This window comes from Segatella baroniae B14 (genome assembly GCF_022024235.1).
Taxonomy (GTDB): domain Bacteria; phylum Bacteroidota; class Bacteroidia; order Bacteroidales; family Bacteroidaceae; genus Prevotella; species Prevotella bryantii.
The window spans coordinates 105,804-131,600 of record NZ_CP091800.1; the positions used below are offsets into that span (position 1 = coordinate 105,804).

The 25,797-nt window shown below is 40.9% G+C and carries 15 protein-coding genes and 1 pseudogene; 5 read left to right on the forward strand and 11 right to left on the reverse strand.

Annotated features, from left to right (window positions below):
• Positions 1-87: 87 nt before the first annotated feature.
• From L6469_RS10755 to L6469_RS10785, 7 genes are all read right to left on the reverse strand, one after another.
• A complete protein-coding gene (locus tag L6469_RS10755; RefSeq protein WP_039869736.1) occupies positions 88-2,931 on the reverse strand; it encodes a M16 family metallopeptidase in 2,844 nt (947 codons plus the stop codon).
• 34 nt (positions 2,932-2,965) lie between these two features.
• Positions 2,966-4,615 carry a DUF6850 family outer membrane beta-barrel protein gene (locus L6469_RS10760; protein WP_143067181.1) on the reverse strand — a complete coding sequence of 550 codons (1,650 nt, stop codon included), beginning with the start codon at positions 4,613-4,615 and terminating at the stop codon, positions 2,966-2,968.
• On the reverse strand, positions 4,572-5,687 hold the full coding sequence (locus L6469_RS10765) for a DUF4876 domain-containing protein (protein WP_039869761.1): 1,116 nt from the start codon (positions 5,685-5,687) through the stop codon (positions 4,572-4,574). Before L6469_RS10765 ends, L6469_RS10760 begins: the two co-directional genes overlap by 44 nt.
• A 26-nt stretch (positions 5,688-5,713) precedes the next feature.
• On the reverse strand, positions 5,714-6,217 hold the full coding sequence (locus L6469_RS10770) for a T9SS type A sorting domain-containing protein (protein ID WP_006281655.1): 504 nt from the start codon (positions 6,215-6,217) through the stop codon (positions 5,714-5,716).
• A 49-nt stretch (positions 6,218-6,266) separates the two neighbouring features.
• Entirely contained in the window at positions 6,267-6,659 is a 393-nt protein-coding gene (locus tag L6469_RS10775) for a hypothetical protein (RefSeq protein ID WP_006281656.1), read from the reverse strand.
• Complete coding sequence (locus tag L6469_RS10780; RefSeq protein WP_039869740.1) at positions 6,656-9,622, reverse strand: TonB-dependent receptor domain-containing protein; 2,967 nt, start codon at positions 9,620-9,622, stop codon at positions 6,656-6,658. Before L6469_RS10780 ends, L6469_RS10775 begins: the two co-directional genes overlap by 4 nt.
• A gap of 251 nt (positions 9,623-9,873) precedes the next feature.
• A complete protein-coding gene (locus tag L6469_RS10785) occupies positions 9,874-12,060 on the reverse strand; it encodes a TonB-dependent siderophore receptor (RefSeq protein WP_006281658.1) in 2,187 nt (728 codons plus the stop codon).
• Between the two features lie 102 nt (positions 12,061-12,162).
• Here L6469_RS10785 and L6469_RS14710 point away from each other — a divergent pair, with 102 nt between their 5' ends.
• A complete protein-coding gene (locus L6469_RS14710) occupies positions 12,163-12,288 on the forward strand; it encodes a hypothetical protein (protein ID WP_006281659.1) in 126 nt (41 codons plus the stop codon).
• A gap of 98 nt (positions 12,289-12,386) precedes the next feature.
• Positions 12,387-14,042: a hydroxylamine reductase gene (hcp, locus tag L6469_RS10790; protein ID WP_006281660.1), complete on the forward strand. Its 1,656-nt coding sequence runs from the start codon at positions 12,387-12,389 to the stop codon at positions 14,040-14,042.
• A 143-nt stretch (positions 14,043-14,185) separates the two neighbouring features.
• Here hcp and L6469_RS10795 read toward each other — a convergent pair whose 3' ends face one another.
• On the reverse strand, positions 14,186-15,580 hold the full coding sequence (locus L6469_RS10795) for a glycoside hydrolase family 28 protein (RefSeq protein WP_006281661.1): 1,395 nt from the start codon (positions 15,578-15,580) through the stop codon (positions 14,186-14,188).
• 394 nt (positions 15,581-15,974) lie between these two features.
• Here L6469_RS10795 and L6469_RS10800 point away from each other — a divergent pair, with 394 nt between their 5' ends.
• Positions 15,975-17,507 carry a hypothetical protein gene (locus L6469_RS10800; protein WP_006281662.1) on the forward strand — a complete coding sequence of 511 codons (1,533 nt, stop codon included), beginning with the start codon at positions 15,975-15,977 and terminating at the stop codon, positions 17,505-17,507.
• Between the two features lie 456 nt (positions 17,508-17,963).
• Positions 17,964-21,419, forward strand: a complete 3,456-nt coding sequence (locus L6469_RS10805) for a rhamnogalacturonan lyase (protein WP_143067182.1) — start codon at positions 17,964-17,966, stop codon at positions 21,417-21,419.
• 126 nt (positions 21,420-21,545) lie between these two features.
• Here the strand turns inward: L6469_RS10805 and L6469_RS10810 are convergent, their stop codons facing one another.
• A complete protein-coding gene (locus tag L6469_RS10810) occupies positions 21,546-21,767 on the reverse strand; it encodes a sirohydrochlorin cobaltochelatase (RefSeq protein ID WP_006281664.1) in 222 nt (73 codons plus the stop codon).
• A 387-nt stretch (positions 21,768-22,154) separates the two neighbouring features.
• On the opposite strand from L6469_RS10810, the gene L6469_RS10815 reads away from it, so the two are divergent.
• A complete protein-coding gene (locus tag L6469_RS10815; protein WP_006281665.1) occupies positions 22,155-22,544 on the forward strand; it encodes a VOC family protein in 390 nt (129 codons plus the stop codon).
• 57 nt (positions 22,545-22,601) lie between these two features.
• Here L6469_RS10815 and L6469_RS10820 read toward each other — a convergent pair.
• Positions 22,602-23,512, reverse strand: a pseudogene (locus L6469_RS10820) (ATP-binding cassette domain-containing protein); the annotation flags it as partial.
• Between the two features lie 21 nt (positions 23,513-23,533).
• Positions 23,534-25,795 (reverse strand): TonB-dependent receptor plug domain-containing protein, encoded by a 2,262-nt coding sequence (locus L6469_RS10825; RefSeq protein WP_039869743.1) that lies wholly within the window; start codon positions 25,793-25,795, stop codon positions 23,534-23,536.
• Between the last annotated feature and the right edge of the window lie 2 nt (positions 25,796-25,797).

The following is a 25,797-nucleotide window of genomic DNA, read 5'->3' on the forward strand; positions in this document are numbered from 1 at the left end:
CTTTTTTTAACGGCATATATCTATAACAAAAAAAGAAGAGAAGCAGACTCAAGTCAGCTTCTCTTCTTTGCTTTTCAGCTAAAACACTTATTTGGCAGACAACATCGTCACCTCGATACGATGATTCTGACGAAGAATATCAGCCGCCAACTTCTGAATATCAGCAGGTGATATTTCATCTACCATTTTTACATAATCTTTGTCAAAGTCTTCACCATCTCTGAGCTGATGCCAGATAACATAACTCCAATAGTCATTGGTTATAGCCATCTGTGCATATTGCTTTTTAAGGTATTCTTTCACCTTAGCCAGACTTGAGGAAACAGGTCCATGCTGAGCAATATTGGCTATCTGCTGATAAATAATCGGATTCAACTCGTCATAGCGGTTAGGGTCTGCATTATAACTGATACGAATCACTGCATCAGGATTCTGTCGCTTATCAAGATCGAAACTAACACCTACATGGTAAGTTCCCCCCTTCTCTTCACGAACAGAGTCAGTATAAGCTATCTGCAAGGTACGCGTAAATACATCCAGCAACAGATCGTTCTTTGGTGTAAATGGCAACTGAGCTGTATAGAAGATGCTGACATTAGCCAAAGGAGTTGCCATCTTTTTATTAAACTTGACTACTTTATTTTCTGTTGAATATTGTGGTACACGAGCATAATTGATACTATCATGCTGATGTGTACACTTGCCACAATGTGTCTTAACTGGTAGGGTAGCCAAATACTGAGTCAGTAATGGACGCAAAGAATCGAGATTCACTTTACCGATAATCGTTGCTCTAAACTTAGAAGCATCGCTAAAAGCAAACTTGTAAAGTTTAAGAATACGATCATAGTTAGCCTTATCCAATGTATCAGCCACTACCGGACGGGTACGAGGATGATTATTATAAAGTGCTGCAGTAACAGAATCATTGAAGGCGACCTTTGGACTAGCACTACGATTGGTCAAGAAAGATTTTGTACGATTGATAAGCGACTGATATGCCACAGTATCGCGACGAGGTGAAGTGAAGTAAAGGTAAGCCAACTGCAACATGGTCTTCATATCCTTAACAGAACTGTTTCCACTAATATTCTGGCGAGTATCACCTACGGAAGGCTGTATTCGAACAGCTTTACCGGTAAGAGCTTTGCGAAGTGCTGTTGCATCAAAATTGCCTACACCACCAGCAGTTACAGCACTGGTAATCAGTGACAAGTTTGGAATATCGCGATCTGGAAATAAAGACGTTCCGCCCCATCCTTCCAAAGAGAACAATACTTGGTCTGACTGATAATCTGTAGGTTTCACATAAACTTTCAAACCATTACTCAAAGTGATTTCGCGAACACCATACTTGCCAAAATCTTTCTCTGCAATAATCTTGCCAGCCTGCGGCATATTTGGTGTCAATTCTGCATCTACTTTCTCTTCTTGATAAGCCTCATAAGACTGTGCCTGAGCATCTAGGATAGTTTTTTCAAATTCAGCTTCCGATGGAATGACAATAGATGGATTTTCGGGAGCATATACCACAAAAGCCTGATTCTGATGAGTTATCAATTTCTGTAGTTCTTGGTTTACTTCCTCCAGAGTTACTTCTTGGTTCAATTTATCAGACAACTCATCTTCATATTTTGCAGTAATCAATGGTTCACCATACAAGAAGTTTTGCACACACTTATTCACAAAATGGGAATTAGTACGATCTTTTTCACTCTTCACAGCGCGCTCAGTACGAGTCTTGTAGAGTGTCTTGGCACGCTCTAATTCTGATGCAGTAAAACCATGCTGGCGAGCTGCTTCTACAGTAGCTAAGGCCTTGCGGATTCCTCCTAAGATATTATCTTGTTTACAGCTGATACTCAGACTGAACGCATCTTTAGTTCGCGATACGAAAAAAGTACCAATATGTGATGTCGCACTGAGGAATGGAGGATTAGCCTGCTGACGAACTTCAGCCAATCTACCATTCAGCATTTGAGCTACCAACCAACTGATATAGTTGTCACGCAAATACTTCACATTATTCTTTTCGTTGAATGGTGTAGCAGGCAACTTCATATACAGATGAGCCAGGATTATCGGTTGCTCCTTGTCTTTCTGGATAGACACAATCATCTTGTCATTATCGTTCACCTGATAATATTCGCGCTTAGCAGGATTTTTAACCGCAGGAATCTTTGAGAAAAGACGCTTAATCTTAGTTTCCATTTGATCCACATCGAAATCGCCAACGACAACGATAGCCTGAAGATCAGGACGATACCATTTTTGATAATAATCGCGCAAATCTTGATAAGCAAAATGATCTACCACATCCATATTACCAATAGGCATACAATCTTCATACTTGGTTCCCTTATATAATTGTGGTGTAGCATCTTCCATCATACGAGAAACAGCTTTACCTGCACGACGTGTACGCCATTCTTCATGAATTACACCACGCTCTTTATCAATTTCCTTATCTTCGAGCAGGATATAATGACTCCAGTCGTTAAGTACAAGCAGACACGAATCGATAATTCCCTCGCGCTTAATAGGCGCACTACCAATATGATACACGGTTTCGTCAATAGAAGTATAGGCATTGAGATTGGCTCCAAACTTCACTCCGATGGTTTCACACCAAGGCACAATACCCAACTGCTTGCCCTTACCTGGGAAATGCTTGGTACCATTAAAAGCCATGTGTTCGAGGAAGTGAGCCAAGCCACGCTGACGTGGTTCTTCGAGGATAGAACCCACTTTCTGGGCGATATAGAAATCGGCTAATCCAGCCTCTTTGGCATTATGACGAATATAATACGTTAATCCATTCTTCAGTTTACCCACACGTACGGAAGGGTCTTGGTCGAGTGATTGCGCCATTGCCACCCAAGGTGATAACGAAATCAGCGCAATGACCATTAATCTAAATTTCTTTTTCATTGTTATATACTTTTTTTATAGTTTTTCTCATCTCTTAGAAGTCGACACCCACGATCAGCATTACTGTAGTATATGCATCTCCTTTGAGATAAGCATCAGTATTGTAAGCTTTAAGATAAGTGCATTTTCCTTCCACATAAGTTTTCATACGAGTTTGTGGAAAGACAAACGAATACTTAAGAGCTGCTCCCACCTTAACCTGTGGAGCAGTATAGTATTCATAATCGCGATACAGATAAGCATCCATAGAGGGCGGAGCGGTCTGTTGGGCTGAAGGTTCTGCAAAAGTCAGGTCTTCATACACATCATCACTCCCCTTCTGATAAGCGAACAGCAATCCTGCTTGCAGAATACCTTGGCGCAAGCGTATGCGATGACAAGCATCTATATAGCCCTGTACCTGATTGAGTCGCTGTCTGCGATAATAAGGATAACGATAGCCAGTCTGCTTGCGATGTCCGATATTCACCCCCGTGGCAACCGTCCACCGTGGCAGTTCGTAATCGATGCCCATATCGCCTGTATAACCGATATGGGTATCAACCCATAATTTATCGCCCGTTTTCACAGCACCAAAATACTCATACTGCGAAGCCCCTTGTTCATTAAGGGTTTCGAGATAAGCATTCTGATTATTCTCTAATCGTTCCGCACTGATTGATACATCCATGCGATGTAAGGAAGTTGGCAGGCGATACGACAAACGTGACTGATAGGTATAGATATGTGAATGATGGCGCATATAAGTGATGGTATAAGCCGACTCACGGCCATAGTATCCACTTCTATATTGAGCCATCATACTATGATACCATTGCCACTGTGGAGTAATACGCCAATCTAACTGTACACAGGCTCCATGTCGAGCAGAGAACAGTGGCTGTTCATTATTGCTTCCTGTATATCCGTTCGTGGTAAACTGTTCCACCTGTCCCATGAAGTTGGCATAGGCTATCAGCGACTTATACACCTTATCACTCTGTCCGTATACTTTAAAGCGAATATTCTCAGTACTGCGTCGATACAGATAATTTGCACCTAAAGATACATGACCAAGAGGCAGATAAAAACCAGCCGAGAAGGTCAGGTCCATGGCTTTATTCTGATGTCTCAAGTCTTTATACTTGGCCAAATTAGCGGCCGTGAAATCAAAACTAGCCCCCACAGACCATCCATGCCAAATATCGACACCGACACCACCTTTCAGATGATAAGTGTCACGATGCTCATCCCCCTCATTGGTCAACGAGTCTTCCACAATATCAAAGGGCAAATGATAAGTATTCAGAAAAGCAGAACCAGCCATATTACTACTGCTCTCATTCTGGTAACTCATACGACCATAAACTACAGTACGAGGCGACAACCGATAGACTGACTCAGCAGAAGCACCAAATGTAAGGGTATGGGGAGACTGATCGTAATTCACGAACCCTCCATTCCCCACTGTCATGGATACGGTTGCCTCTGACAGTGTAGAAGAGCCAAAGCGAATCAAGGCTGAAGGATTATTACCCATCAGCCAAGGATCACTTTGCATCACATACGAAAAATCTCGCATGAGTAAGCTATCGGTCTTCACCGTTTGAGCTTGTGCCTCAAGAGAACTCAACACCAGAAGTGCTCCAGAGAACAGAAATTTACTCACCACGGATAGAGAACTTCTGACGTTCGTGGAAATCATTGGTAGAATTATTGGTATCTTGATAAATGATATGAGCCCCTTGTTTGATAGAAGCCTCAGCATCAATACCACTTGGATCAGTAGAATTGCCTACACCAAGAGCATAGTTATATACCAATTTGCCTGCATTTTCTGGCAAAGCTTCTGTTGCTTCTTTATCTACATTACGATATAGAGTATGGCCCAACTTATTAGTCAGTGATACATATCCAGCATCTATATCAGCTGTAAGACGTTTTTTACTAACATTCTCACCACCAGCATTATAGACTTCGATACCATCAAGAATCCATGATGTAGGCACCTTGAGATTGGCATATACAGGACCGGTCTTACCTGGGTCGTATATGATATTATCCGTATTGTTAGCATAAACTGCAGGAGTAACATTCTGCGTCTGGAAGATAAAGAACGCAGGAGAAACAATGCTCAGCGCCCACGCTGTACCCTGCCCATACTTTACCGCTTTAAGATAATGAGAAGTAGGGATAACATCAGCTGGTGCAGCGTAGCTGCTAGTCTGATTAAATCCTGACTCAGGGTCATAAGTAGTATAATAATCCTTATTGGCATAATTTACAGAATTACTATAAGTCTGTGTATTGTCGATAGCATTCTTGAAACTGATGACCACTTGCGAATAAGGTTGAATAATTAATGGTGTCTGGAAATACCAGATACCCATCAGAGCTGGAATATAATCACTATAAGACAGTTGGCCATCTGTAGTATACCAGTAGTTACTAGCAGCACTATTATAAGGTCCTGCAAATCCTACAGCTAAATTATTAGCTACTGCTACCTGTGAACAGTTATTGTAAAGCACTACACCTTGATCTTTGGTAAAAGAATTAACGCCATCATTAGCCAAACATCCACCATTATAAAGTTCCTTTATCAAAATCTGGTCAGCATTCTGATCAGGCAACGAAAAACTTACATTTTTCACCTTAGCAGTAGGAATAGTATCTGTACTACCATCCTCATGGGTTACTATCATATTCCAGGTTTGAGCCTGTGCACTGAAGAGCGAAACGAATGCAGTTACAAATGTGAGTATAGTTTTTTTCATCATGATATACATATTGAGTTTTTGGTTTACTTATGGTTTATTTTAAAACTAGCACCTGATGTCTGGAGGATAAAAATACCTGAGCCCAGACCATTCAGGTCGACAGAAGCAGTTCCGTCTTCCTGTGCTTTTACGGTTGTTACCACTCTGCCATCAATGGTATAAACTACCACCTTACTACCGACCTTCAAACCTGAGAAGCCTGCTTTTCCGTCTGAAATCTCAGGAGTAGGTTGTTCACTTGCAGAAGACGAGTTTACCACTTGAGTAATGCCAGTAACTTCCCGCTGCACAGTTGTGAAATAATACTGTGCTATCTGCTGTATCGGATAACGAAGCTCGATACCTGGCGATGTTGCTACGAGGGTATCAGCAGAGAAAGACAGTACAGGTGAGTCCTGTAAATCTATAGCTACCGTTTCACCACTAGAAAACTCGACTACGAGTTGCTCTATATCGATGGTTTCTTCGGCTGTAATTGGCACCATGGCGGTCATGAATGCCATCAAAGAGATAATAAGTCTTTTCATAAGCCTTTTGGTTTTTATATTTATTCTATCATCTATTATTCACGTTATATTAATGCACGATACGTTTGGTCGAAACCGTTAATGGCAGCTGTATCTGATTACTACTGTCGGGCGATATGATGAGTTGACTCTTAACCCCATTCAGAATATACCGGTAATCATAGGTAAGATAAGTATCCGAACTACTCACCTGATATATCCCGGGCGGAACCTGAAAAACCGCCTTTCCCTCTGTGTTGGTACTGTCTACAAAGACCGAAGCCGTAGCATCAGTCAACAAAACGGGTGCACCAGCATAAGCAGATATACTATTGGCAGGATATTGTAATTGCACCTCGACCTTACAGAGTTGCATAGACTCTTCGTATGAGCAGGAAACCAAAGTAAGTGCCGACAGCATAAGTGATACTACCGACAGAGGTAATAAACGAGTTACTTTCATAATTTTAATCGTAAAGAGAGACCATAATAGAAACTTGGTATATAACTACTCGCAAAGAGCGAAGTATCTACATTCGTCTGTGTACTATGTACGGTCTGCATGTTATTGAAGAAGTTATTGGCATAAAACGATAATGATACATGGTTGCCTATCTCCTTCGTAATACTAAAATTAGCCGAGTAGTAAGCCGATAACCGGTTAGGATTAAGGATATACTGATAATTGCTTCTAACCACAAGTTTAGAGAGATCATTATAGAGTTCCTGATCATTCTCGCGTGCCCAAGCAAATTTCTCAGCAAAGGGTATCAGTGTATTCGGATCATCCCAAGTAGAATAATATTCGGGATATACAATAACATATTTATTAGTTTCGCCCTGATATGGGGTACCAAAATAAGCATTCGATTCATCTACCTGATACCCTCTGCTGCTACCGTCCACATACTCACAAAGCGAACGGCTGTAAGTATAGAGCGAAGACTCCAGACGTAAGGTCATGATCAGTCGTACCTTAGGTATATGAGTAGTAAAAGTCGCATTCAGATTCAGTTTTCTCGATAGAGAGCCATTAGTGACTGAGGCCTGTGCCGAATAACCGGTAGATGTAGCATTACTGCCTCTATAATAACCCACATACTGATAGAGACTGCCATTGCTCATTGTCGTAGAGATTCCCGTAGGAATATCAGCAATCAGATTATCGTCTACGCCTCTATAATGATAATAACTACCATCTAGACGGATACCAGTACTCAGCACCTTGATTTTCGGGAAGTCAATAACCCACTCCAGCCCGTACCGTTCTATCGGTGATCCGTTAGCATATTTGGTCTGTGCATAATAGGTATTACGGGCATAGTTAGCCAGTGTTACCGATTCTTGCTGACCTGTGATGTCGCTTACTGTTACCACACCCGTCTGTTCATCAATGGCAAAAGTACGGTTGGCTACCGGTATGCCACAGTTTTGTACTTCTGAAGGCGAAGTATAGTAATAGGTCATCGGAGTATAGACGGTTGTGGCTAAATAAGGATGATAAGTTTTATGATAGAAGCCCGATAAAGTTACCTTAGCTCCCCATAATGTGAAATCTACCCCCACATCAGTTTGGTTGGTATACTGCCACTTCAGGTCACTATTATATAAAGCAGGTGTTGGTTGCGTATAATACGCATAATACGCCTGATTATAGGCATTGCTCGTAGAAGAAAAAGCCAGTTTATCACTATACACTGGTTGTGGATAAAGCACCTGCATAGAAGGTAACTTTACCGACTTTCCCCATCCGGCATGTAAACTGAGTGCATTCACCCATCGATGAGGTTGATGACGCCAGAATATATATTTTCCATTTACACGAGGAGAAACACTCGAAACCGTTCCATAAGCCGACGCATCGATACTCGTCAGGTCATCACGCAAACCGGCAGTCAGTTCTGCTGTTGATTTTTTACTGACAGGTATCACCACTTTTTCTTCAGCATAAAGTGCTATATTATTGATAGCCGGCTGATCTGCATACCGATAAGCGCGCCAAGTAGGTGCATACTGTAAATCTATGTAATACAACCCTTCACCCTTATTTTCAGACCGACTATAATCAGCTCCAATCATGAGTTTGTTCAGCATCCCCCAAAATCTTCGTGTCCATTCACCTTTCAGTTTTAAGGCATAATCCAGAGGTTTGCTGTCTGTAAAAGCATCTACATACCAGTAGCCAGTAGGACCAAGCACAACATTAGCTGTTGGTGAATCTTCTGAAAGATAATAACCCTGGGTAGTGGTGTGAATATAAGGCTGAGTAGATGAGCTGCTCGTACTCGTATACGATTCTGATTTACGATCTGCATACGATACCGATCCCATCAAAGTCAAATTTGTTATCCAACTTTTATTAAGCAGCCAGTTCCATTCCATCTTAGCTCTGAAACTGTTATCTCTCGACTTCGAAAAATCATCTAGAACTCTATCCGGATCTGCTTTCGAATTATAGCCACCCACATTACCCGACAAACCGATATGGAGAGTAAGCGGAGTAGTACTTTTGTTCCATACATTCATATAGCTTAACGAGAGAATATTTCGCTGATAAGCCGTATAAGGAGATGTGGCATCCGAAAAAGAGCGGGCGTGTTCTAACGATGTATTCAAGATACCCAAACCATGTCCCAAATCAAATCCCTTATTGAGAGCTATCTGCCGAGTATGTTGATTCAATTGTACTTCCAACTGAAAAGGCGACTTACCCTGACGTGTATTTACCTTGATAATACCATTACTCAGATCACCATATTCCACAGAAGGAACACCGGTTATCACTTCGATACTCTCAATAGAAGATACCCCCAAATTACGTGTACTGGCACCCAGCGTTTCGCTCATAGCACCATTGTTCCCCAATCGCACACCATCCACTTCGACAGCAGTACCAAAAGAAGCATTTCCCTTCTCACTACTACCACTTCGCAAAGCCATACGGTCGTCGTCCATAAGCGTACTATTTACCGTTTTACCGCCAGGAAGGAGTGTACCGATATCACTGAGGTTTATAATCTGTTGATTATCGAGAGCAAGCCGGTCTATATGATAAGAAGTTGTAGCATCATCATTTTTCCGCTTGGCAACAGCCTCAACTTCAGCAAGTTTCAGATTTTCTTCCTTCAAAAGGATACGCAATTTCTTAGACTCATCGACTACCTTTAAGGTAAAGGTACGTGATACATAACCTAAACTTCTAATCACCACAGTACATGTACCCTTCTGTACATTCTTAATAAGAAATTCTCCCTTATCATCACTGACAGCCCACTGTCCACTCTCCTTAATCATAACTGTAGAATAGGCTATTGGTAGGCGATCTTTCTCCGATAAGATAAGTCCTCCGACTGATAACTTTTGTGCCAAAATGATTTCACTAAAGAACAAAAGAAGTACAACTAGTTTTACAATTCTTCCCGGCATTACAAACAATCTGATATTATCCTCTGCAAAGATACAGGTAATCAAAATATACGACAATACCTAAAAAAAGGTAAATTCTGAAGAAAAGTTTGTTAGAAACATACCTAATTCTTGTGAGAAATTATCTCGATACAAATATGTGGCTTCACCCAACAATCATCAATAAAAAAAGGAAATAAGAATCATTCTTACTTCCTTTTTAGTCTATCTTTTTTATCACCCAGTCACCAGGGTCAATAGAATTTTTCTTCTTAGAAGTTATAAGACAGCGTCATACGGAAAGTACGACCTGGCTCAGACTGCCATACATAATAGTTACCATATTTGCAACCACTCAACAGATAAGCATTCATGATATTATTAACATTGAGCAGTACTGATAGCTTGTCGTTTTTCCATCCCAACGAACCATCTACACGAATATAATTTGGCAGTGGTTCTTCATTGATACCATCGGCAAAGGTCCACGTGCTTCGGTCGATTAGCGAAGTTTCGCCCAAACCAATGTGGAAGCCCTTCAAGAAACCACTCAATACCTGATATTTAAGCCATACGTTAAACTGATGCTTAGCATAACCAGGCATATGTGTACCTACCGGACTCGTTGGATCTTCAGATTTCGTTACCTTATAATTAGTAAGAGCATAGTTAGCCAAGAGGTTCAGACCTGGAAGAATCTCACCATTGATATCGAGTTCGATACCATTAGATACAGACTGTCCCACCTGAATATAGTAATTCTCGCTACCAGTATTCTCAGGATCAGCACTAATCTGATTATCAATCAAGATACTATAAAGCGATAAAGAGGTCTGCAAACGACCGTCGAACCAGTTACGCTTAGCACCAATCTCCCAGTTATTACTTACGATTGGCTTCACCTTATTGCCATTGCGAAGCTGCCCCATCTGTGGTGAGAAGGTCTGATCATAAAGTGCATAGAAAGAAGTATTGTCATCGAGATTATAAGTAAGACCTACACGAGGAGAGAAATGATTCTCTTTGGTCTGTGTAGTACCATACGATGCATCCTCTACATGAGTGAATCGACCTGCAAGAGTTAATAGCAACTTGTCATTGAAGAAACCAAGTACATCCTGTAGATATAAGCCATACGAACTTTGCGTAATCTGTGTATTATTGGCACGCTCCTTAATATCCTTGGTTCTATCAAACTGTGGATAGCCATAATAAGGAGTACCACTTGGAGTATCTCTAAACACATTAAAAGTGCCAGTACTATCGAGAGCATAACTCTGACTCCAATCATACCAAGCATGCTTGTTGTTCATATCCAGACCCGTCATAATCTTATGAGAAACCTTACCCGTCTGCGCCTTACCATTAAGATATATCTGGCCGAACTTCATCTCGTTGAGTACATCTGCATTAGTAACATAGCGGTCCATATTACCATTTTCCTCAATGTTATATGCCCAAAGTGAAGTACCTGTACGAGCATAGTTAGAGTAAGAACCTTGAGCTGTAAGCTTCCAATTATCACTCAACTGGTGTTGGAAATTCAAGATGACCGTATGGTCATAAGCCTTAGTAGGTTCCATACCTGGTTCGATAAGCGAGTAATTACGGGCAACTGACTTATAACCAAAAGGTGAGAAGATATACGAACCACCAATATCAGAACTCTGCATATACTGCAGATCATATTCCAGTGTAAGAGTTGTCTTATCATTGATGAGATAGCGCAATACCGGTGCTATCGAATAACGCTTCGTAAATTCGTTAGCACGCATCGAATTGGTGCTCATACCCATTACATTAAATCGGTATTGCAATTTATTCTGTTTATCAAGATGACCATCTAGATCTAAAGCTGCACGATAATAATCGTAGCTACCTAAAGTAATGCTAGCATTACCACGAGTATAGCCAGTAGGTTTCTTGGTTACCACATTATAGAGACCTGCAGGTTCACCATTAGACATCATAAATCCGGCAGGACCCTTAACAAACTCGATACGGTCTACATAGCTCATATCCTCAGTCATAGGTCCCCATGTACTAGTAAAGTTCATACCTTCACGGAAAGCAGCCATTCGTGAACCACGCGCATTAATACGTAGATAATCGCCCCAGTGCTCTAGTTTACTCACACCACTTACCGTACGCTGAATGCCCTCATCGGCAGAAGCGATACCCAGATCATCGAGCACATCTTTGGTAAGTACATGTATATTCTGTGGAATCTGAATAATTGGCATATTCAGACGAAGAGTAGATGATAAATCTTTCTCTGTATAGGTCTGTTTGCGACCATTTACGACTACCTCACCTAACTTATGTTCAGAGTGTACCGCTGTAGAATCTACATGAATATCCGCTTCATTGTTCTTGACTGGAGTAAGATTTGCTTCAGCTGTAACAGGCAATGTCATTCCACATGCTACTAGAACCATACCTATTGCATTCTTTTTCATTTCGTTTACTAGTTTGTTTCGTTATTTATTAGCATTATATAAAATCGGCTGCAAAGATACGTAGACGATATAAATTACACAATACCTAAAAATAATGATATTTTGGTAGTTACTCGTATCGGATGTGTCTTCACTGGTTTCTATGCAAATGATATAGCTTCTCTCTTTAAAGAAGCCAAGACCGTAGAAAATATCTATCTGCCTGAAGATTTTCAGGATAAGCTTTAACAGGAATTAACACTAAGGGGTAACAATTGTGTCCAGATGCAGTCTTTTGATAAGCCTATCTTTGCACCCGAAAATAAATCATTTAAGATATAAAGATTATGACAGACAACAAGATGTTTTGTTTCCAATGTCAGGAAACTGCCAAAGGTACAGGTTGTACGATTAAAGGTGTGTGTGGTAAGGAGGCCAGTACTGCTAAATGGCAAGATCTCCTTCTTAGTGTAGTACGTGGTATTGGTACCATCGCTCACCAGTTCAATCAGGCTGAGCTCGAGTACAATCACACACAGGTAGCCGACTACCTCACCGATGCTCTCTTCTCAACCATCACCAATGCCAATTTTGACGATCAGGCAATATTAAATAAGGTCGACGTAGGTATCGCTCTCAAAAAACAGTTGCTTCACCTCGCCCAGCAACATAACATCCTCCTTCCTGACTATCAGGAAGTACGCTGGGGTGGGGAGAAGGCAGATTTCGATGCAGAAGGTCAACGAGAAAGCATCCTTCGCAATGAAAATGCCGACCTTAGATCATTAAAAGAGCTTACAGTACTCGGACTCAAAGGCATGGCTGCTTATTATGAGCATGCTGCTCGATTAGGCGAGACCAATGATAAAATTATCGCATTTATGTGCAAAGCCCTGAACACAATCACCAACCCTGACGCCGATATGCAAACTCTGCTCAATATCACACTCGAAACAGGTAAATATGGCGTAGACGTCATGGCGCTCCTCGATCAGGCCAACACTGAAGCCTATGGCAATCCAGAGCTCACCCATGTCAACATCGGCGTAGGGCAACGTCCAGGTATCCTCATTTCAGGTCATGACCTCAAGGATATCGAAGACCTTCTCATCCAGACCGAAGGTACAGGCATAGATGTCTATACCCATGGCGAGATGTTGCCAGCTCACTACTATCCACAGCTCAAGAAATACAAGCACCTCGTCGGTAACTATGGCAACGCCTGGTGGAAACAGAAAGAAGAGTTTACCAGCTTCCATGGCCCTATCGTATTCACTACCAACTGTATCGTGCCACCATCCCCATCAGCCGAATACAAAGATCGCGTCTTCACTACCAACTCGACAGGCTATCCTGGTTGGAAACACATCGAAATGGGTGCTGATGGACATAAGGACTTCTCTGAAGTTATCGCTTTGGCACAGAAGTGCGAGGCTCCTAAAGAGATCGAAATAGGCGAAATCGTCGGTGGATTTGCTCACGCTCAGGTATTCGCTCTAGCCGATCAGATAGTCGAAGCTGTAAAAACAGGCGCTATCCGCAAGTTTGTGGTCATGAGTGGTTGCGATGGTCGAATGAAGAATCGTAACTACTATCAGGAATTTGCCAAGGCACTGCCAAAGGATGTCGTAATTCTGACTTCTGGCTGTGCGAAATATAAGTATAACAAACTTCACTTAGGTGATATCAATGGTATACCACGCGTCCTTGATGCAGGACAGTGTAACGACTCTTACTCATGGGTCGTCGTAGCCTTGAAGTTAAAAGAGATCTTTGGTGTCAACGATATCAACGATCTGCCTATCTTCTTCAACATCGCATGGTATGAGCAGAAGGCTGTTATCGTACTTCTTGCCTTGTTACACCTTGGTATAAAGAATATTCACCTTGGTCCGACGTTGCCTGCTTTCATATCAGAAGGTGTATTAAAGGTATTGGTTGATACCTTCGGTATTGCAGGTAATGCGACTGTAGAAGAAGACCTCAAGAATTATATTTTGTAATGTGATTAACCAATTCATATAAAAAAGGCTGACAGAATCGATTTTTCTGTCAGCCTTTTTCGTTTCATTTGCTATTAAATAAGCAATAATACATATCTGTGCCTATAAGCATATAGGGGTATGGTTGATGATTAATTACGAAACTAAAAGATCTTGTCCTTAGCAGATACCTGAGTAGGCGTACCTGCCGGTTTACCGATATGGCATTCCCCTAATTGGACATCCTTAACATTCTCGAAACTGATGCCTGTAGAGGCTTCACCCACCTCGATTGCATTAAAAGATACATGCTGAACCGGTTTGGCACTTGTACCTTGTAACACCAAAGCTGCCGCTCTCACCTTGCGGGCGCTCAAGCCATCCACATACAAATGCTCAATCGTAGAGAAATGCATGCTCTCTTGACCTTCACCGGCATATCGACTGGTAACATAAAATAGATCTTCTACTTCATCAAACTTACAGTTGTTGACAAACAGATGACTGACGAAGCCGCCTCTATCCGGATTCGTCTTGATGAAAACGCCTCGTTTACAATAACCAGCATAATCGCAATTCTCGACGAACACATTGCGAACACCAGCCGACATTTCACTGCCAATAACTACAGCATGAAGACCCTTAAAATGACAGTTGCGAATAACGATATTCTCTGCCGGACACGCATCATGCCAACCATCATTATCACGACCACTCTTAATGGCTACGTTGTCATCACCATTATTGAAGTGAATATCTTCGATAAGGATATTTCGCGACATCTCTGGATCGATACCATCATTATTCACCAATTTGGCATCATAACGGAGTCTACGACAAATAATATTCTCGCTCTTGAGCAGATGGATGCACCAGAAAGGTGAATTGATAATTTTGACACCCTCGAGTGTAATATTCTTACTCTGATACAACTGAATAAGTTGTGGACGAAGCCATTGTCCCTGCCCAAACTTGCGTTGCACTATCGGAACCTCCTCATGATTTTGCTGTCTGCTTAAGAGTTGAGCAGGTTTCTGTTTAGGTCGCCAGGTGGCAAATGTTGTCATCGCATTACCATCAATCGTACCCTTACCCGTAATTGCTACATTTTCTACCTGATAGCCATAAATGAAAGGCGAATGATTGTAGAGGAATGTACCTTCCCAACTAGTATTCACCATAGGATAATACTTTGCATCGGGTGCAAATTTCAACACAGCACCCTCCTGTAAATCGATACACACATTACTCCTCAACACAATCGGACCACAGAGATAATACGTACCCTTCGGCACAATAATCTTGACACCTTTCTTTGCAGAGGCCCTACGGATGGCTTTGTTGAAAGCAGGCAAACAATTATATGTACCATTATTACGGGCACCCATCTTCAGAATATTAATTTCTTGAACGTTTTTCGGTGAATTACCCTTCAATGGATTCGCAATCGATGCACCTGATATGCACGACAGAATACTATCACGAAGCGCTATGCGACGCTTCTGAATAGACTGTTGACAGACCTCAGATTGACTACTTACTATCGGTAATTGGGCCATAGCGGAATGAGACAGGAAACATAAAAAGAGACTAAGTCCTAATCGTGTAAGTTTGTTACAAATACGTAAAATCATAATCGTTGTAGTTTTTGTGGCCGTAAAGATACAAAATAAAATGCAATTGCAGGCTATACCCACCCAAAAGCCTTGTTAAATGTTTAACTCATGACATTAGAAGATATACCAACTATACAGAAAGATAATATTCACATCTAAAAAATCAATCAACATGATAAGAATTTGCTACAATAGTATCGACGGTAATGAAGCCGATGCTCATACCGAATCTGGCCAAAAAAGTATTCATATCGCCCTTAGAATGAAATAGGCTGAAGATTTGCAAAATCAGCTTAATCATTTGCCCAGTCCATCAGAAAGATGTAATTTTGCACACATGCGAGAAGAAATTAGTCCCGACCAACTCGAAAGATTGAAAAAAATCAAGGCTGCGGCCTTTGCCCGACTTCGTGCCTCTGAAAAAAAATCAGAGCTGACGGTACAAACGAGTGAATCTAAGCGATTTGCTCCCACTATTCGTAAGCATGAGTCTAATGGTCTGGGCAATACCATTTTATCTAACCAACTCGGTATAGACACAACCCGTAACCGACGACAGAATCTTGAGCGAATACATGCTAAGGCTATTCGCATCGATATGGAAATTAAAAATATGGACGATTTCCTGGAATATCTCCAGACTCGTGAGCCTCGCAGACAGAAACGTCAACGCTATCAGCAGTCGATAAAAGATATCTCGGGGCTACAGACTGTAGCTGACCAACGGTCTACTTTTATTAGTAAGGAATCTTATCCGGTAGATGCAGAACATGTAGAACTCTATATCAATGGTAAACCGAGTTCTGATTTTGCCATCAAGACGCGAAAATATCAGAACTCGATAGAACTGTATCTTGACTATACCAAGAAAAAGAAATATGTACCCGAAAAGCATTTGGTACGTGATGAATCAAGAAGACCTGTAGTTAAACAAGTTAGCAAACCTGTAGAAGAAACGGTTTCGCCTCAACAGGGCAAGCGTCATATATTTGGCACCATGGTGAATCTCGATGGATTCTATCAGTGGCTTCGCAACGGTCGGAAATTTCCTGAATCAAAAGAAAATACTAAAGAGGCTGTAAAATATTTGAATAAGTCTGACAAGACTCGCAGAAATGTCTTCGAGCGATATTCTACTGTAGAAGAAACGCAAGATACCGTACATATTCATGTGGCTATACCTAATATCGAGGAAATGGAAAACCAGAAATTGCTCGATGCCCACAATATTCTACAAGATATTCTGACCATTATTCACGATGAACTATATATCGGCCTATTCAGTGAAGACAACATTGTGGTACAAGAATTGCATCATCTCTGCAAAGATCTGTCACAAATGAAAGCTCTTCAACGTTTTCTCAAACTGGAGGAGGAAGCCTCGCCGACCGATACCATTATTGTAGATGGTGTTCCTGTATCTTTCTATCTGAAATATTCGATAGAAGAACTTTCACAATGCGGTAATGGCCAGCAACAAGATTGTCGCTTCAAGCCGATGCCTGCCGAAATTCTGATTTCAGAAGACCAAAAGAAAGTAATGGTGAAGTCTACGTTAAGCAAATCGATAATGGTCTTCACTACCAGTGATGAAAGTTGGTTTTTAGTTGCCTATTTTCTCCATCGTTTTTTGAGTTCCAAGTGCCGTTATAAGCGAAGTCTTCCGCCACTTCACATCCTTCATTCTCTAGGCGTTACCGGTCTTTACAAGCTCTACAGCAATGGTTTCAAAAACCAATATTATCCTTTCAACTGGATTTATATCCGGAACACCAAAGACGAACGACAGAACTATTTCGTAAAAACTTTAGAACAAATCTTTCCATCAAAGGATAACGCTAATGGCAGAAACGTGTTTACTGATAATTAAGTTCGTTTAGTTTTCTAAAAGACACAAACAGACTATCAAACCTGATCTATTTCGTCAGGAACACATTAAACAGGCCAATTTTTTATCCCGAACAGGGGGTAAGTTTGTTTTTCTTCATAGCCAATATCAATATACTTCCACATGAATTCTATCATATCTGATTTTATTAATGTGTCATTTGGCTTCCACTTCACTTCATTTTTAAAGAATCTTATTAGTAAACGATCAACGAACTACTAAATAGGCTAATTTTTGATAAATACTATAATTTTTGATATTCTCACGAAAAAATTTGATACAGAGAATACAACTTTGAATAAAATTATTTTAATTTGTTCCTTAAGAATGTTTCAAAAGAATAGAATAATTAGCTACTATTCTTATATTTAAACAGATTGATATAACCTAATTCATATTTAATAATTTTTACTAATAATCTACATGTCTAAAAAAAACATGATGAGACGATTCTTGCCATGGCACGCTCGTCTAAAACACAGACTTACGATGTCTGCCTTGCTGTTGATGGCCTCAACAGGTGTTATCCATGCACAGCGTATGACCGATGCTCTAGATAGAGGACTGGTTGCTGTGTATCGTACTAATGGCACTAACGAAGGTACCTTTCTGAGTTGGCGCGTTCTGCCCAATGAGTACTTCGATGTAACTTACAATGTGTATCGCAATGGAACCAAACTTAACAGTAGCCCACTTCAAGTGTCTAACTTTGTTGATACCAATGGATCTCAAACGGCTTCGTATACCGTAACTGCTGTGGTAAAAGGTGTCGAACAGACAGCTTGTACTGCTGTTACGCCTTGGCTGAGCGCTCTACAGAAGTATACCACTCGTACTTATGCCGGATATCTAGACATCACCTTGCAGAATGTGTACTCTAAGGCTGATCATTCTGATATTACCAGTGATTATTCACCTAACGATGCATCTGTGGCTGATCTGGATGGCGATGGTGAATTGGAAATTATATTAAAGCGACTGAATACGGCCGATGCAGCTAATCTTTATCGAGCTACCAATACGGACTATGCTATTATCGAAGCATACAAGCTCAATGGACAACGACTCTGGTGGATAGACTGTGGCCCCAATATGGTAAGTCTGAACAGTACAGAGATTAATGCAGTAGCTTATGACTGGGATCAGGATGGGAAAGCCGAAGTTCTACTGAGAGGCGCAGACGGTATGATAATACACAAAGCAGACGGCAGCACTCAGGTCATCGGAAATGCCAGTGTGAATACCCGAAGCGTATTTGCAGGTGCCACGACTGCTCAATACGCATGGACACACACAGGTAATGAATATCTCATCTATATGAACGGACAAACAGGTGCTACCTATCAGGTAACCGATTATCCACTGAAGCGACTGGAGAGTGGTGAAACGGATGAAAAGACGGCATGGGGCGACAATTATGGCCATCGAAGCAGTAAATACTTCTTTGGCGCTCCTTTCCTCGATGGACGAAAGCCTAGCATCTTTTTGGCTCGAGGAATCTACACTCGCGAAAAAATGATAGCACTCGATGTAGACCCTATCAGCCACAAACTTACTACCCGATGGACCTGGAACTGCAATGATGCAAGCAGCAGTTGGTATGGACAGGGATATCATAACTTCACTGTAGCAGATGTAGACTGGGACGGACGAGATGAAATCGTATACGGTTCAATGGTCATAGACGATAATGGTAACGGTCTTTCGACAACGGGATTAGGCCATGGCGATGCACAGCATGTGAGCGACTTCAATCCTTATATTCATGGACAGGAAATGTTTGCTGCCAACGAAGACCAACCGGCTTGTAACTATCGTGATGCTACAACATCAAATATTTATTACCGCCTCACTGCATCGAACGATGATGGTAGAGCACTGATGGGTAATTTCTCTAACAATTATCATGGCGCTCAGGGACGAAGTACCATTTCGCCGATGATTAGCAGTATTACCAATGCAAGCATCAATAACGATTTCATCGCCTGGAGCGATCTGAACGCACGTATTTATTGGGATGGCGATTTACTTGAAGAAATACTCAATAGTCCTGGAACTGCTAAAGAGGCTAAAATAGATAAACCTGGTACAGGACGTATGTTTACTTCTTCAGGATGTAACATGAACAATGATTCCAAGAACAATCCTTGTTTTCAAGGTGACATCTTAGGCGACTGGCGAGAAGAGATTATCTTGCGCCACGGATCCAATGGCTTGCGCATTTACACGACAGCCATTCCAACAGACTATCGCATACCTACTTTATGGGCCGACCATCAGTATCGACAAAGCGAAGTGTGGCAAATGTGTGCTTACAATCAGCCTCCTCACGTAAGTTATTTTATCGGGGAGGCTGAAGGTATTACTATAGCACCACCACCATTGACCAATAGTGGGCGAAAAGAAATAGCTAACGGTGGAACCATCAATAGCAGTCATAACAACCAGCAGATCATGCTGGCTGAAACAGGTAATATGACGGTTAATGTATCTGGAAATGCCAGTCCTTGGGTCGTATACGACAATGCACCAACATGGGTACAAGGCCATAATAATAATGCTGTTATCACCAAGACGACCTATACCCACACCATTACTGGTGGAGCCTTCACAGGTAGCACACGTCTGGTAAAACAAGGCGACGGTTTTCTTGCCTTGCCTAATGTAACCCAGACCTATACGGGCAACACGGATATCTGGGCTGGTGGTCTTATCTTTGACGGAACAATGCAAAACAGTCGGGTATGGCTTAACCGATTTACGGCATTGAAGTCTACCGGCGGAAGGTTCAATCGAGGCATCACTATGGAATATGATGCTAAACTTATTCCTGGGGGTAGTAATGTCAAAGCTGAAATGTATGCACGCTCCCTAACGATGAATTTCGGCAGTCGTGTAATGTATGATATTTATTCTGATGATATCACGGCCGATCAGGTAAACCTAGACACTCTCAGTATAAATACTGTAAACTGGACGGATGGTCCAACCTATCTGAAACCAGTATTCCAGTTTATTAAGCATAATCAAAGCGGACAGAGTACCCCTACCGCAGGAGCCTACTGTTTAGGTAAGGTTGGCACTATCAATGGTTCACTATCCGATATCATCGTAGAAGGTCTCAACGGAGTATCATATCAACTTGCCCACAACGGACAGTCACTTTATCTCTTAATAGGAAATGCTGAATTACCTCAAGCTTCAACTGTAGCCAACGAGAGCGAAGGAGTCATCACTTGGACTTTCGATCAAGGTACAGCCAACCAGCAGGCTACACTTAGCAATAATTGGACCAATTATGTTACTACAAGTGTAACTAATGGTACAGGATTGACTTATAGCGGTACCAAGAGTGTAAGTGGACTGACAGAAACCCTTATAGGTGTAACCACAAATAATGTGACTGCAGCTGATGAAACCAACAAGCTCTCATTTATCGTAACACCTGTTAATGGATGCCAACTCAACATTACCAAGATTGAGTTTACAGCATCACGAATCGGAACAGACGGAGGCAAAATAGACGTCAGTTGGGCAGGAAACAAGATTGCATCTGCGCTCTACCCTACCCGAAATAGTTCTTCGCCAGCATACACCACCTATAGTTACGACGTAACTACAAGCGATGCAACAGCAGGCCATAAGCTGACACTAAATATCTACAACTTGGGGATTACCAAGCAGATAGGACTAGCCAACATAAAACTTTATGGCACATTGACCCAATCTGTCGGTGCGAAGATGAATAGCATCGACCAGCAAATTACCGGTATTGAATCCATCCATAAAGATGATACTTCTGAAAAATGGTACACGCTGAGTGGTGTTCGCATCACAAAGCCAACCCGGAATGGTGTCTACATCCGGAATGGCAAAAAGGTAGTTATCAAGTAACATGACAATAGAGTGGCTATTACTAATATGGTAATAACCACTCTTCGTTTATAGCGAATTCTGAACGCTAAAAATTATGTGTACTTATTCCACCAGGTATGATTGTAATTAGCTACCAGTGTTACACTATTCCTGACAGTACGTTCCAATGGAATCCATTCGCCATCCGGTGTGAATATTCAGATTTGCATTCTGTGTCAAGGCTCCATGCGCTCCTATGTGCGTATCCGAAAGTGCATTTTTCCACACACCCTGTATATCCTGTAACGCATGATTTCCTGCTATGAGGAGTAAAGGATAGAGTACTACCTTATGCTTTTTCTTTTTGTGAAGTATTTTTAAGATCATATAAAAATATAAAAAAATATACTCACTTTTCGGTATTGTACGAAGAATATTATCGCTTTATCTTTGCAACAGTATTAAAACTTATTCTACTACATATATTACGTTACACAAAACAGACAACACTACCTCTACAATGATTTCTCGTAATCACTATATGGTCTTGCTTGCCTCGAGAATATCGGCCCGATGTCAAACTCATCAGCCCCATTTTCTAGCGAGCGAGGCCTTTCATACGACTATGGTGAGTACTATAGATGAAACTACTGTTACAGAGAATAAGACTCTCTGATCCATACCAGCATCATGCAGAATACTGGGCTTTACCTCAAGAATATCAGTTTTCTCTGAATTTGCAGAAATACAAAATTATTATTATATTTGCGGTCTATGCTGAAATTAAATCAAGTACATCATATTGCAATTATCTGTTCTGACTATGCACGCAGTCTACAGTTTTATACTAAAGTCTTAGGCTTTAAGATTATTGCCGAGCATTATCGACAGGAACGACAGTCGTATAAAACAGACCTTGCATTAGGAAAACAGTATGTAGTCGAACTCTTTTCTTTTCCTGATCCGCCATCACGTCTTACACGACCAGAAGCCACAGGTTTACGTCATCTAGCTTTTGAGGTAGATGATATCGACGTAGCTGTAGCAAGTCTCGATCAGGATGGTATATCACACGAACCTATTCGGATAGATGAATACACCCAGAAACGCTTTGTCTTCTTTGAAGATCCAGACAGACTGCCTATCGAACTTTACGAGAAATAAAAATGTGTAAAATACCCAAAAATGTTTCGCACTCAATAGACGTTAAATAGTTTTTTATTATGTTCCAAGTTCTAACTGATTTTTTACTAGATTATAGTAGCGTCCTCGTCTAGCAGAAAGTTCCTCGTGAGTGCCTTGCTCAACAATTATACCTTGCTCAAGTACGACTATGTTGTCTGCATTGCGCACTGTGCTCAAACGATGAGCAACGATAACTACAGTTTTGCCATGGTAGAACTCATCAAGGTTCTTTACAATATGACGCTCGTTGTTGGCATCAAGAGCATTCGTCGCTTCATCAAGAAAAATAAATGAAGGATTCTTGTATACGGCACGTGCAATAAGTATACGTTGTTTCTGTCCCTGACTTAGTCCCAGCCCGTCTTGTCCTATTTTCGTATTATAGCCAAGTGGTAGATTGTCTATATACTCATCAATGCAAGCTATCTGTGCTGCATCACGCATACGTTTCTTGTCTATATCGTAGTCATCAACAGCAATATTTCTCGCAATAGATTCTGAGAATATCACTCCATCTTGCATTACAACACCACACTGTCCACGCCACCAAGTGTCATGTCACCATTAATGACGGCAGTAGCTGCCATTACTGTGACAAAAAGATTTTTCATTTCATTGATAAAAACACTTCCAACTTCTTCATTCTGTCTCAATGCTAATACGCGACGCTGTACATAATACAAGTTACGCTGTACTTCCTCCCACTCGTTACAACGACGTTGCTCGCATTGTTGAAGTTTTATTTCCTGCATTGCGGTTATGAATTGATATATCTTGTTGTTGTTCTCTGCCTGTTGCTCATACAATTCATAGTCCAATGTTTTTCGACGTTGCATGAAGATCATCACCCATACGGAATACGCAGCACTTCCCGCTAAGAATATGCAGTATATGGTTGAATCATAATATGCTAAAATCACACTATATGTAATGAAGAACATGTTGAACTCAAAAAATTATAGCTATTTTTAATATTTCTTGTCCGGATTTTCATACGTCTGTCGATGAGTTCTTCGCTTACCCTTTACAAGGTTCAAGGTAAGAGACAATAAGACTTTTTGTGCGTAGATATCGCTTTTCTGCTCTATGCTACCATTGTCATTATATATTGTAGAAGTTGTATGCATTTTCCCAAAAGGATGTAAATACATCAAACAGAGATCTAACCAACTTGTCGGACTATACGAGAGAACTGCCATACTTGAATCTGTTGGTTTAGAATATCCATTCAGAGAGAGTTCTTTTGATGAATGCATATATTGCAACACAAGACCAAGGTTGTCTGTAAAATCTACACCGATCTGTCCCTGACAAGCCCAGGATAAAAGATTCTTCTTATAGAACTCATTGGCAGATATATGTCGGCTGTGCACATCAACATATATATTATACGACAACCACTTCAGCGGTTTCTGCGATATACTGACATCGAAACCATAATCGTGTCGGCGCTTCTCATTGATGTAAGAAATTACAGTCTTGCCTTCATGATTTTCACCCATTGTATTCTGAATCGAATTTTGGATTCTATGATAGTAAGTCGATAGAGATAAATAAGAATCACCCTTGGAATAACTGTACTCGCATGAGAACTTGTTCGTCCGCTTAGGTTTCAAAGTTGGATTTCCGAGCGTAAAAAGCCCCATACTTACTTCCTTCATAAAGGGAAGTAGATGCCATATCGTAGGATTTTCGGTAAAAGACGAGAAACTGATATTAAGATTATTATTGTTGTTCCAGGCGTAGGATGATACAAGAACCGGACTAATATAAAATGCATTTACATCACTCGCATCTGTAAACATTCTGTTATAAAAGCTCATGTTTGTTCCTGCTTCCAAACTCCATTTCTCGTTTATCGCAATGTCAGCTTCTGCAAAGAAAGTGAGGTTATTCTGTCTGTAACGTGACTCGCCATCATCGGATACGTTACCCAGCAAACCTTTATTCCGGGAGTAGTTGTATTTTGCACCTAACTGGAATTTCACTGCATCAGACATAGTTCTTGTATATTCTAACTCTGCCTGATAAGATGATCTTTTCTCTTGCTGCTGCATCTGATAAACGGGTAAATAATACTCATCATTATCCGATAAATTGATATGATTGTATGCGGCCTCCACCTTCAACGCATCTTTTTCTTTTTCATAAGCCATATAGACTTTATAATCTTGACTGTTCATTCGTTCATGACCATGAGAAAAATCCAAATGATTGGCACCAAGATCTGTCAGAAGATTATTCTCGCGATACACCGAATTGTAACCATCTAATCCAAATCTAACATTTTCATTGAGATAAAAAGCATAGCCCCAAAAGAATTCATTGTCACATTCCTTTCGTGGTGTCTCACGGAATGCTTCATGAGTATACTTCGCTGGTGTCGTAAACGCTGTATTTATATATTTCTTCTCCAGTAAATTACGATAATACAACTTATGAAAAAGATAGAAAGAATGCTTCTTCGTGTCTAGCGAAACATTGGTTTTGGCATCATACATCTCTTTATCTGCTGATGCTAATCCGTCAAACATCACAGATACACCAGCCTTGCGAACCGTGACAATATTCATGATTGCCGTATAATTTTTATCTGCATATTTGGCGGGAACATTATACATTATTTCAACCTTTTTCACGGTCTCCGGCGAAATCTGGTCAATGAGGGCATTGTTCATCAGAGCCACATTATCCTTTAATATAAGAATTCTGTTGCTTCCTCTAACATATACATCGTGATTGTAGTCCACATAAACGGTAGGAATGTTCTCAAGAAGTTTTGAGGTTAGTTTTGCTTTCTCTACCATTGCATCAGTCATGACATACTCAAAATTAAGTCTGTTTTTCACCTTTGTACGTACTCCTTTTATCACGACTTCATCTAAATGATAGTCAGAAGGCATGAGCCGGAACGTCATTCCGTCACCTTGAAACCTATACGATGCCTTATCATAACAGATATGTACAATCTCTATGAAACAAGGCTTCTTCCCTTCAGCCATTTCAACTTGGAAATGGCCAAGCGAATCGGTTAGCGTATTACAGAGAAAAGCGGAGTCTTTATCTAAAAAGACAACATTTGCCAGTTCTACCGGTTGCTCTGTAGAAGAGTCTACAACTGTTCCATGGATATCTTCTTTTACTATCTGGCCGTACACTGTGACAGAAAAGAGAAAAGTCATTAAAACGGCAGCATAAAAGCGCATATGCTGAATAGGATGTGTTAACATAG

Bases quoted from the DNA above. Each gene is read 5' to 3' on its own strand.
- L6469_RS10805 (WP_143067182.1), top strand. From the start codon at position 17,964: ATGATGAGACGATTCTTGCCATGGCACGCTCGTCTAAAACACAGACTT.
- L6469_RS10760 (WP_143067181.1), bottom strand. From the start codon at position 4,615: ATGATTTCCACGAACGTCAGAAGTTCTCTATCCGTGGTGAGTAAATTT.
- L6469_RS10765 (WP_039869761.1), bottom strand. From the start codon at position 5,687: ATGAAAAAAACTATACTCACATTTGTAACTGCATTCGTTTCGCTCTTC.
- L6469_RS10770 (WP_006281655.1), bottom strand. From the start codon at position 6,217: ATGAAAAGACTTATTATCTCTTTGATGGCATTCATGACCGCCATGGTG.
- L6469_RS10755 (WP_039869736.1), bottom strand. From the start codon at position 2,931: ATGAAAAAGAAATTTAGATTAATGGTCATTGCGCTGATTTCGTTATCA.
- L6469_RS10775 (WP_006281656.1), bottom strand. From the start codon at position 6,659: ATGAAAGTAACTCGTTTATTACCTCTGTCGGTAGTATCACTTATGCTG.
- L6469_RS10815 (WP_006281665.1), top strand. From the start codon at position 22,155: ATGCTGAAATTAAATCAAGTACATCATATTGCAATTATCTGTTCTGAC.
- L6469_RS10825 (WP_039869743.1), bottom strand. From the start codon at position 25,795: ATGTTAACACATCCTATTCAGCATATGCGCTTTTATGCTGCCGTTTTA.
- L6469_RS10785 (WP_006281658.1), bottom strand. From the start codon at position 12,060: ATGAAAAAGAATGCAATAGGTATGGTTCTAGTAGCATGTGGAATGACA.
- L6469_RS10780 (WP_039869740.1), bottom strand. From the start codon at position 9,622: ATGCCGGGAAGAATTGTAAAACTAGTTGTACTTCTTTTGTTCTTTAGT.
- L6469_RS10800 (WP_006281662.1), top strand. From the start codon at position 15,975: ATGCGAGAAGAAATTAGTCCCGACCAACTCGAAAGATTGAAAAAAATC.
- L6469_RS10795 (WP_006281661.1), bottom strand. From the start codon at position 15,580: ATGGCCCAATTACCGATAGTAAGTAGTCAATCTGAGGTCTGTCAACAG.
- hcp (WP_006281660.1), top strand. From the start codon at position 12,387: ATGACAGACAACAAGATGTTTTGTTTCCAATGTCAGGAAACTGCCAAA.
- L6469_RS10810 (WP_006281664.1), bottom strand. From the start codon at position 21,767: ATGATCTTAAAAATACTTCACAAAAAGAAAAAGCATAAGGTAGTACTC.